Here is a 10447-nt window from a genome sequence, read left to right as displayed (position 1 = left end):
CCCGCCCGCACCCGGGCCGCGATCTCGGTGACCACGGCGGGATCGACGTAGCCGATGCTGCCCGCCCGCTCCTCGTTGCGGCGCAGCAGTTCGGCGTCACTCACCCCGTCCTGGACGTTGATGACGTACACCCGGTAGCCGTGGTCCTGGGCGGCGACGGCGAACTCTCGCCAACTGCGGCGGGCCGGGTTCGTGGCGTCGATGAGCACCGTGCCGCCCAGGCGCAGGCGGGCGGCCAGCGCCTCCCGGAAGGCCACCACGACTTTCTTGTCCAAGCCGTGGGCCAGCGACAGCGTCGGCTGGCCGTCCAAATCGGCAAACGGGGTGGAAAACAGGTGCCGGAAGGCATCCAGGCTCAGCGACAGCGGCACCAGGCCGTGGCGCGCAATCGCCGTGGTCTTGCCCGCCCCCGGCGCACCCCGCAAAACAAACATCGTCCGCATGGTCTCTCCTCAAACCTCTTCGCCCCGCAGGGCGCGCCTGCCAGGCTACCCACTCCGCTGCCGCCGGGCAGCAGATGTCGCAAAGTTGCAGCAGACGCGGGGCGAGGCAGCGCGGAGCCCGTCTGCACAGCCCGCCGAGCGCCCTAGATGGTCACCCACGCGCCTCATCCGCCATATACACCAGATAACCCCCGCCCATTGCCATCTAGGGCGCCCACCCGCCCGAGCCGGCCCGCCAGGGGTTGGGTCCGGCCCGCGCGGGCCTACCCGGGGCGCCCGGCACCCGCCTACTCCTCCCCGAAAGCCTGCACCTGGCAGGCGGGCAGCGCGGCCAGGGCCTCTCGCTCGGTCACCAGGCGGCGCGGGCCGATCAGCGTCAAGCGCTCCAGCTGCGGGAAGGCAGCAGGCAAGGCCGCCAGGCTGACGGGAGCGGTGAAGTGCAGCTTGAGCACCCGCACCCCCATCAAGCCCGCCACCGGCCGCGGACTGCTATTCAGCGTCAGGTCCAGCCAGTCGCCCGCTGCCGCTGCCTCCACGCGCAAGGCAGGCTCCACCGGTCCGCGCAGGAACAGACTGTTGAGGGACGAAGGCAGGCGCAGCCGCTGCAGCCCCGCACTGTCCACTGTCAACTGCAGCAAGGACGAGTGGGTCAGGTCGAGTTGGGCCTGCCCGTGGTCACCCAACACCAGTTCACAAATGAGGTGGCGCCGCGCCACCAAGTCGGTGACCTCCGGCCACCAGCGGGTCAGTACCAGCTGGCACAGACGCGGCAGGCGCGTCAGGGCCCACAGGCTCGCCTGCGGGCCCGGGGTAGCCGACAGGTCGAGAAACCTCTCGGTGGTGGCCGGCAGCGCCACGGGCCGCTCGTCCCACGTCCACCCCGGCAACCGCACCAGGGCATCACTCGCCCGCGCGTAGGCCGCCTTCGTGGCATCAGGCAGCGAGCGCCACCAACAGTGGTAGCCCAACAGACCCGCCAGCTCGGCCAACCCCGCGCAGTTTCGCTCTACCCGCAGCTTGCGGCGCGGGAGCGCGCCCAGAGGCCGTAGCTCGCCAGGCAAGGGCAACTCCAGCTCCCCGCCCACGCTCTGCCCCGACCAATAACAGTGGGTCAGGCACAGCGGGCGGGCGGCGCGCACGTGGGCCAATTCCAGCAGACCCGCCGCCAACCGATCCAGAACGACGAATCGCGCCCGGGCGTCGTCGACCGTCACCACCTGCAGCGGCACCTCCACCTGCCAGGGCGCCAGCCACCAGGCGTAGACGTCACCGGGGCGGGGCACGCTAGGGCTCACGCGGGCTCATCCGCCGGGCAGACTTGCTCGCCGGTGCAGTCCTGGTACCAATCCAGGGCCCACCAGGCGTGGCGGCGGATCAGCCGCACCGGGGAAGCCAGGGCAGCCTGGGCGGTGGGTACCTCCTGGCTGGCAAGCTCGTAAAGCGACGACAGTTCCCGCTCGACCGCTTCCTCCCATTCCGGATGCGCCAGCAGCGCGGCCTCCAGTTCGCGGTAGTCCAGGTCGCGATGGGCACCCAGGCGGTTAAACGAGCTGAACGGGCCCGCGAGCCCGCGAGCGAGCACGGCGGGCGGCAGAACGTCGGCGTGGGCCAGCAGCGGGGCCAGGCCCGCCAGCCGGGTGCTGGCCGCGGCCGCCCAGCACCGGTCGGCCTCCCGCGCCTTGCGGTCCAGCAGCAGGTCCTCCAGGGCGGCCAGTGCCTGCTCCTCCGGCACGTTGATCTCGGCCAGCAGCTTGGCCGCCCGCCACCTCTCTCCGGCCTGCCGCCCCGCCACCACTTCAGTCAGCAGCGGCACTACCTGGGCGCCGAGCGCCCGAAACATATCGGTCTGCCAGTCGGCGGCCAGCCGCCCGCGTACGCCGAGCACGGCAGGGGCCAGCTGCGCGGCCCGCTCCGCCGGGGGCAGGCCCGCCAGCCGCGCCTCCTCACGTCGGCGAGCAACAAGGTGTGGGAAGTGGCGTTCCAGCTCCGCCGGGGTCAGGCTGAGCGGGACCAACTCCTCGGCCTCGTCGATCGCCACCGCCACGAACTCCGGCCCGACGACCTCCGCCGCGCGCAGCCGCTCGGTGGCGCGGCGGGCGGCGAGCGGAAAGCAGGCGAGGTAGCGCTCGTATTCCGCGTTCCAGGCGTTGAGGTTGCCGGGCACGGCGGCGTGTGCGACCACCTGGTCGCACACCGCGTAGTCCGCATCGTCACCCTCGAAGTAGTAGGGCATGTCGGGGCCGTTCCACTCCGGTTCCGCGCCATCCAGGCCTTCATAGGTGCCGACGCTGACCGGCGGCCAGGCCATCACGTCGCCGTCTCCGTAGAACGTGTGGAACACGGCCCCGTAGATCCGCTCGGCGGGGTGCTCGACGGCCACCTGTTCGACGCAGCGAACCAGGTAATCGGTGGCTTGGCGGGTGACCCGCTCCCAATCAAAGTCGCACAACTGCTGTCCTCTCGCCGAAGATGTCCGCTGCCATCCTGCCGCACCCGGGCCCGGCGCGGCTACGGGGCCGTGTCGCAAGTTAGCGATGCGCGCCGGGCATGCGCGCCTCAAGGCCCGGGGTCAGACCGCATGTCCTACCCAGCGGGCGAGGCCCCGCGAGTGCCGCGGAGACGACGCAGCCCCCGCCGAGCGTGCCGGGCGACTACCGGCGAAGCAGAAGCGACCGCCCGCACAGCTACGGCCTCCTCCTGCTTGGTTGGGTACCCACCGCCGGTGGCCAAAGCACTCGCCAGCGGCCCCGCCAGCTCGGGCCGCTGGGTAAGAAGCTGCTCCAGCGGGGCGTAATCCAGGGGCCAGCCTCTCCCCTCCAGACGCCACCACGAGTACGCCAGCGCGAAGCCCTCCACCACCACGTCGGCTGGCGGCTGCGCAGACAATTCGATTACGCGTGCCGCCTGTCCCAGCCGCAGCAGCGCCGCCAGCGCCCACGCCTGTTCCTGTCGGCGTCGGCGTGTCCGAGCCGCCGCCACCGCTAAACAGTCGATGGCGGTAGTCGATACCTGCCCGTGCTCCGCCAACAATGCTGCCGCGACCCAGGCCTGGCCGGGCACCCGGCCCAGCAACACCGCGCACAGCTTGTTCTCAAGCAGTGGCACCAACCGGCGTGCCGCCCGCCACTCGGCGGGGCGTGGGAGACTGGCGTTGTCCCCAACCACCCGCGCAAACAATGCAGCGGCCTGCGCAGCGGGCGGCCAGGACAGGACCGCCTGCCTACTGGCACTGCGCTCCGCGACCGCTGGGAAATAGGCCGTCAACAATTGGGGCGGCAGACAGGCGGGCAAGGTCGAATCGTCGTCATCCATCGCGGCGACCAGTGACCACGCTTCCGTCCCCTGCCCGCCCGCCTCGGGCACAGCGGAGCTCGGCGGTGCCGATGTGCATGCGGCAATGCAACCCTGCCCGCCCGCCTCACGGACGGCAGCGCGGGCGAAACAGCCTCGAAAGAAGGACACGGTCTCGTGCCAGTGCCCGGCACGGCCATTGACCTGGGCAACAAGGTCTTCGCTATCTTCTACCCCCAATTCCTCTGGTTCCAGGCGGCTCGGCCACTGGCGCCAATCCGCTACCCAGGCTGCAAAACCCGGCTCAGGTGACCGCACAGTCAGGGCGGGCGGGACACTAGCCAACACCAGCGGCGGCCACCACACCTCCGTCCCCGCCCCTGTCAGGTCGAAGAGCGCCACCCAGCGGCGGCCCGGTGCCTGTTGCCCACACCAATTCCGCGCTGCTCGCAGCTGTCGGCGGGCCGCCGCCTCGATCTGCTCCCACAGGCGACTGCCCGGCATTAGCTTCTCTCCTGCCCCTGCTGCTTGCGGCACGGCTGCCCAGTCTTCATCCCAAGTCCGGGAAATGCGTTGCCAGCTCCGCGGCGGACAGGCTGGGGGCTATGAGTTCCTCGTCCTGGTCATAGGCCAGGGTGAGGAACCCCGACGGTACCTGCCCCGCCAGCAGGGCTCGCGCCCGCCGCGCGGCCCGCGGGAAGCAGGCGCGGAAGGCGTCATCGACCGCGAACCAGGCCTCTTCACTCGCGGTCGCGTTGGCCCACGCGGTGACCTGAGCAGCGCAGGCCTGCTCGCGCGGGCCGGGCAGGAACTGGTACTCCATGTCAGCTCCCGACCACCGAATAGCGTGTGGGTCGTCCACCCCGGACGCTGCGGCGGCACGCGCGAGGGACTCCTCAGTGCCCACGGCCACGCACGGGAAGTAGAGCACGGAACCGTCGGCGTAGAACAGAAAGAAGAAGGCACCGTATGCCTGTTCCTCTGAATGGGCAGCGCGGACCTCCCGCACCGCTCGCACCAGAAAGTCCGTGGCGATATCCTCCACTTCTTGCCAGCGCCGCACAGCCGTCATGGTCGAGATTATGACAGCTCCTTGCATAGGCGGTGCCGCCCAGGCTCATCCTTATCCGCGCCGCCCAGGCCCGCTCGTGTCCCCGCCACCCGAGCAGCAGCCGCATCCCTGCGCCCTAACCTGCTACCAGGACGACACAGGCGCCATATACACCGGATAGCACTCCCCCGTAGCCAGTTAGGGCGCAGAGCCTGCAGCTCTGGTACGCGGCAGGGTCGCCCCAACTGTCCACCAGCGCGCCACAGGCGCCACATACACCGGATAGCACTCCCCCATAGCCAGTTAGGGCGCGGGAGCGGTAGCTCTGGCCCCACGGCAGGGCCCACCACCCCGACCCCGGAGCTCCGCCATGGGGTATCCCCAACCCACTGACACCCCGGACTTGTCCACAGCGCCGACCAGCTAGTTGGCCGCTCCTACCGTTGGCAGCCGACACTTCGGCCATGGATGAGTTGTATCGCCTCTTAGCCCGCACGGGCGGGCTGGCTACCACCCGGCAACTTCACGAGTTGGGATTCACCAAAGCGACGCTGGCCAGCGCCCTACGCCAGGGTCACCTAGTCCGGGTCTCCCGGGGCTTCTACGCTGCCCCGACTCTGTCCGCCCCCTGCCCGGAGGTGATGGCCGCTGTTCGAGCGGGTGGCGGCCTGTCTGGGGCCAGCGCCCTGGCGCTGCACGGGGCCTGGCGGTTGGAAGACCAACCGCCTGTGGTGCGCCTGGCCCGCCCCGACCGCGCCCGGGCGGTGCCCGGCCTTCGGTTTGTCACTCTGCCCGGTCGTCACACACGGCCGCCCGTGCTCGACTCGCCGGCCGACGCCTTCGCCGTTGCCCTGCGCACCGTCAGCCGAGAAGACATCGTGGTCCTCGGAGATTCCCTGGCCCGTCCCCTCACCGACGCCGGGCAGGTGTTGCGCGGCCCGCTCTTGGCCCCTACCGAAATGCGGTGGCTCGCCCGGCATGAGCCCGCAGGCTTGCAATGGGCAGTCGGCCTCATCGACGGCCGCAGCGAGTCCGGCACCGAGAGCCGTCTAAAGTTCCGCCTCGCTTCGCGCCGGGTGCACTACCAGCAACAGTTCCACGTGCCCGACACCCGCTGGTGGGTGGATTTCCTGGTCGGGGACCGCCTAGTAATCGAGGCCGACTCGCGCGCCCATCACACTGACCAGAACGCCTACCAGCAGGACCGCAAACGCGATCGGGCCCTCGTGGCTGCCGGCTATCTGGTTTTTCGCTACACCTACGCCGATGTCCATTACCACTGGCCCACCGAATCTGCCGCCCTCTGGCAAGCGCTGGCCCGCCGCTTGCACCGCCGCCAACATTTCTTGGGCAATATCCGCATCTGACCACCCCAACTTGCTACCAGCGCACCACAGGTGCCATATACACCGGATAGCCCTCCACCATGGACAACGAGGGCGGGCCCGGGGCAGGACAGGCCCCAGCCAGGCGGGTGATACCGGAGCGCCACGCGCCCCAGCCAGGCGGGCGGGTCCGGGGCGCGACGGGCCCCAGCCAGGCGGCCCGGACTTCCCCCACCGAGCGGATTGACAGCCCGCCCGGGGCGGCGTGCCAGGTCGGCACGAGCAACCGACAGCCTCGCCCCGCACACAGCAGTGGGCCCGGCTGCTCGCGACTGTGCCGAGTGCCCGTTAACAGCTCCCCCGCACACAGCAGTGGGCCCGGGGAAACCCCGGGCCCACTAGCTTGCGTCTCAGCGGAACGTCAGACCGAAGTCCGTGCCGTAGTAGTCCTCGCTTTCGCGTTCCTCCAGCGGCAGGTCCATGGTGTTGAAGCCCTGGCGGTCGTACAGCGCGTTCATCGCCTCCTCGGTGGGCGCCACGTCAATCTCGTGGTAACGCGGCAACCCGGTCCCGGCCGGGATGAGCTTACCGAGAATGACGTTCTCCTTCAGGCCCAGCAGCGGGTCGGACCGCCCCATCATGGCCGCCTCGGTCAGCACCTTGGTGGTCTCCTGGAAGGAGGCCGCCGAGAGCCAAGAGTCGGTGGCCAGCGAGGCCTTGGTGATACCCATGAGCTCGGGCCGTCCGGAGGCCGGCTTGCCGCCCTCGGCGACCACGCGCCGGTTCTCTTCCCGGTAGCGGGCCGACTCAATGAGTTCACCCGGCAGCAGCGAGGTGTCGCCGGAGTCGAGCACAGTCACGCGCCGCAGCATCTGCCGCACGATGACCTCGATGTGCTTGGAGTGAATGTCCACCCCCTGAGAGCGGTAGACCTCCTGCACCTCGTCCACCAGCTGCTTCTGCGTGGCGTTCGGGCCCTTGATGCGCAGCATCTTCTTCGGGTCGATGCGGCCCTCGGTCAGCTGCTCGCCGACGGCAACCAGCTGGCCATCCTCCACCAGCAGCTTCTGGCGGCGCGAGACCTCAAGCACCAGGTCTTCCTCGCCGTCCTCCCGCTTGATGATGATGCGGCGGGCGGCCGGGTCGTCGTCGTCGATCACGACCCGTCCCGCGGCCTCCGTAATCTCGGCCTCGCCCTTCGGGGTGCGGGCCTCGAACAGCTCCTGCACACGCGGCAGACCCTGCGTGATGTCCGAGCCGGAGGCGGCACCACCGGTGTGGAACGTCCGCATCGTCAGCTGCGTACCAGGCTCCCCAATGGACTGGGCGGCGATGATACCGACGGCCTCGCCGATGTCGACGCGCTTACCGGTGGCCAGGGACCGGCCGTAGCACGACGCACAGGTCCCAACCGCCGACTCACACGTCAACACCGAGCGAACGTGGATCTCCGCAATCCCGGCCGCGATCAGCTTGGCGATGAGCACATCGCCGACGTCTTCCCCGGCCTGCCCAACGACGGTGCCATCGGCAGCGACCGCGTCGCGCGCCAGCGAGCGGGCGTACGCCGTGGTCTCCACGGTCCGAAGCATCTCCAGCCCGTTCGGGCCTTCCTCGGCGATGCGCATGGCCAGGCCCCGCCGGGTGCCGCAGTCTTCCTCGCGCACGATGACATCCTGCGAGACGTCGACAAGGCGCCGCGTGAGGTAACCGGAGTCGGCGGTCCGCAACGCGGTGTCAGCCAGACCCTTGCGGGCCCCGTGCGTGGCGATGAAGTACTCGAGAACCGACAGGCCCTCCCGGTAGTTGGACTTGATGGGCCGCTCGATGAGCTTCTGCTTCGGGTCCGACACCAGGCCACGCATACCGGCGATCTGCCGAATCTGGTCCCAGTTACCGCGCGCCCCCGACGAGACCATCCGGAAGACGTTGTTGCGGGCCGGGAAGCTTTCGCGCATCGCGGCGGCAACTTCCTTGGTGGCCTCGCTCCAAATCTCCACCAGCGAGTTGTAACGCTCATCGTCGGTGATCAGACCGGCGTTGAACTCCCGCATCGTCTTGGCGGCGCGCTCCTCGTACTTCGACAGGATCTCCGGCTTGTCGGAGGGCCCAACGATGTCAGGGAACGCAATGGAGATACCGGACCAGGTCGCCCAGTAGAAACCGGCCGACTTCAGGTTGTCCAGCGCGTGCGCCACCTCGACACGCGGGTAGCGCTCCGCTAGGTCGTTGACCAGGACCCCCAGTTCCTTCTTCGAGACCACGCCGGTGACGAACGGGTAGTCGTCCGGCAGCAGCTCGTTGAAGAGGCAGCGGCCGAGCGTGGTGGTTAGGACGATGTCGTCGCCCTCGCTCCAGCCCTCGGGGGCGACCCAGCCGAGCGGCGGGGTGATGCCGCGCAGCCGAATGTCGGCCTCCTGGTTCAGGTTCAGCCACCCGGCGTCAAAAGCCATGATGGCCTCGCCCACCGAGGTGAAGGCCGGGCGCTGCTTGGGCAGCGGCAGGGCCGGGTCGACGTCGCTGGTCAGGTGGAACAGCCCGATGATCATGTCCTGGGCGGGCATGGTTACGGGACGGCCGTCGGAAGGCTTGAGGATGTTGTTCGACGACAGCATCAGGATGCGGGCCTCGGCCTGCGCCTCCGCGGACAGCGGCAGGTGCACAGCCATCTGGTCACCGTCGAAGTCCGCGTTGAACGCGGTGCACACGAGCGGGTGCAGCTGAATGGCCTTACCTTCCACCAGCTGCGGCTCGAAGGCCTGGATACCCAAGCGGTGCAGCGTGGGGGCCCGGTTGAGCAGCACCGGGTGCTCCCGGATGACCTCTTCGAGGACGTCCCACACCTGCGGACGCATACGCTCAACCATCCGCTTGGCGGTCTTGACGTTCTGGGCGTGCTTGTGGTCCACCAGCCGCTTCATGACGAAGGGCTTGAACAGCTCCAGCGCCATGGCCTTCGGCAGACCGCACTGGTGCAGCAGCAGGGTCGGACCGGAAACGATAACCGAGCGCCCCGAGTAGTCCACGCGCTTACCTAGCAGGTTCTGCCGGAAGCGCCCCTGCTTGCCCTTCAACATGTCCGAGATGGACTTCAGGGCCCGGTTGCCCGGCCCGGTCACGGGCCGCCCGCGGCGTCCGTTATCGAACAGCGCGTCGACTGCTTCCTGCAGCATGCGCTTTTCGTTGTTGACGATGATCTCGGGGGCGCTCAGGTCCAGCAGCCGCTTGAGGCGGTTGTTCCGGTTGATGACGCGCCGGTAGAGGTCGTTGAGGTCCGACGTGGCAAAGCGGCCACCGTCCAGCTGCACCATGGGTCGCAGGTCCGGGGGGATGACCGGGATGGCGTCCAGCACCATGGCGCTGGGCTTGTTGCCGGTGGACAGGAAGGCGTTGACAACCTTCAAGCGCTTCAGGGCGCGGGTCTTGCGCTGGCCAGTGCCGGTGGCAATGACCTCGCGTAGCTCGGCCGACTCCTTCTCCAGGTCGAAGGTCTCCAGGCGCCGCTGAATGGCCTGGGCGCCCATGGAGCCGGAGAAGTAGATGCCGAAACGACGCACCATCTCGCGGTACAGGCGCTCGTCACCCTCCAGGTCCCCAACCTGCAGGTTGACGAAGCGGTCCCACACGTTAGACAAGAACTCGATCTCGGCGTCGGCGCGCCGCCGGATCGACGCCATCTCCCGCTCGCCCGCCTTGCGCAGCTTCTCGCGGGCGTCGGCCTTCGCCCCCGCCTCCTCAAGCTCGCGCAGGTCGTGCTCAAGCTTCTCCGAGCGGGCGAAGATGTCGGCATCCCGCCGGTCCTCGATGTGCTTCTTGTCGACGTCGATCTCGTTTTGCAGCGTCGTCAGGTCATCCCGGCGGCCTTCTTCGTCCACCGAGGTGATCATGTAGGCCGCGAAGTAGATGACCTTCTCCAGGTCCTTCGGGGCCAGGTTCAGCAGGTAGCCCAAGCGCGAGGGCACGCCCTTGAAGTACCAGATGTGCGTCACCGGTGCGGCCAGCTTGATCACGCCCATGCGTTCCCGGCGCACCTTGGCGCGCGTGACCTCCACGCCACACCGCTCGCAGGTGATGCCCTTGAAGCGCACGCGCTTGTACTTGCCGCAGCTGCACTCCCAGTCCCGGGTGGGGCCGAAGATCTTCTCGCAGAAGAGGCCGTCCTTCTCGGGCTTGAGGGTGCGGTAGTTAATGGTTTCCGGCTTCTTGACTTCGCCGTACGACCACTCGCTCACATCGGAGGCGGTGGCGAGGCTGATGTGGAGCTTGTCGAATGCGTTCGCGTCGAGCAAGATTTCCTACTTCCCTACGGGTGTTCACCAATTCCTAGTGGCCTGCAC

7 protein-coding genes are annotated in these 10447 nt (G+C 68.7%); 1 reads left to right on the top strand and 6 read right to left on the bottom strand.

Features of this window, described 5'->3' with window-relative positions; all coding sequences use genetic code 11:
• From BSZ40_RS09790 to BSZ40_RS09770, 5 genes are all read right to left on the bottom strand, one after another.
• Window positions 1-443 (bottom strand): AAA family ATPase (locus BSZ40_RS09790; protein ID WP_158020894.1); only part of this gene is annotated, 443 nt, incomplete at its 3' end.
• A 287-nt stretch (window positions 444-730) separates the two neighbouring features.
• Entirely contained in the window at window positions 731-1738 is a 1008-nt protein-coding gene (locus BSZ40_RS09785; RefSeq protein WP_073825839.1) for a hypothetical protein, read from the bottom strand.
• Entirely contained in the window at window positions 1735-2892 is a 1158-nt protein-coding gene (locus BSZ40_RS09780; protein ID WP_073825836.1) for a hypothetical protein, read from the bottom strand. Before BSZ40_RS09780 ends, BSZ40_RS09785 begins: the two co-directional genes overlap by 4 nt.
• A 134-nt stretch (window positions 2893-3026) precedes the next feature.
• A complete protein-coding gene (locus BSZ40_RS11680) occupies window positions 3027-4238 on the bottom strand; it encodes a hypothetical protein (protein ID WP_073825833.1) in 1212 nt (403 codons plus the stop codon).
• Between the two features lie 46 nt (window positions 4239-4284).
• Entirely contained in the window at window positions 4285-4806 is a 522-nt protein-coding gene (locus BSZ40_RS09770) for a DUF4303 domain-containing protein (protein WP_073825831.1), read from the bottom strand.
• Between the two features lie 443 nt (window positions 4807-5249).
• Between BSZ40_RS09770 and BSZ40_RS09765 the strand changes: the two genes are divergently transcribed.
• The gene (locus BSZ40_RS09765) at window positions 5250-6152 is read left to right on the top strand and encodes a type IV toxin-antitoxin system AbiEi family antitoxin domain-containing protein (protein ID WP_073825829.1); all 903 of its coding nucleotides are present in this window, start codon (window positions 5250-5252) and stop codon (window positions 6150-6152) included.
• Window positions 6153-6520: 368 nt separating this feature from the next.
• Here the strand turns inward: BSZ40_RS09765 and BSZ40_RS09760 are convergent, their stop codons facing one another.
• The gene (locus tag BSZ40_RS09760) at window positions 6521-10399 is read right to left on the bottom strand and encodes a DNA-directed RNA polymerase subunit beta' (RefSeq protein WP_073825826.1); all 3879 of its coding nucleotides are present in this window, start codon (window positions 10397-10399) and stop codon (window positions 6521-6523) included.
• Window positions 10400-10447 lie beyond the last annotated feature (48 nt).

This window comes from Buchananella hordeovulneris (genome assembly GCF_001907235.1).
Taxonomy (GTDB): Bacteria; Actinomycetota; Actinomycetes; order Actinomycetales; family Actinomycetaceae; genus Buchananella; species Buchananella hordeovulneris.
The sequence above is the reverse complement of the archived record's forward strand: the minus strand, read 5'-3'. Positions and strand labels throughout refer to the sequence as shown.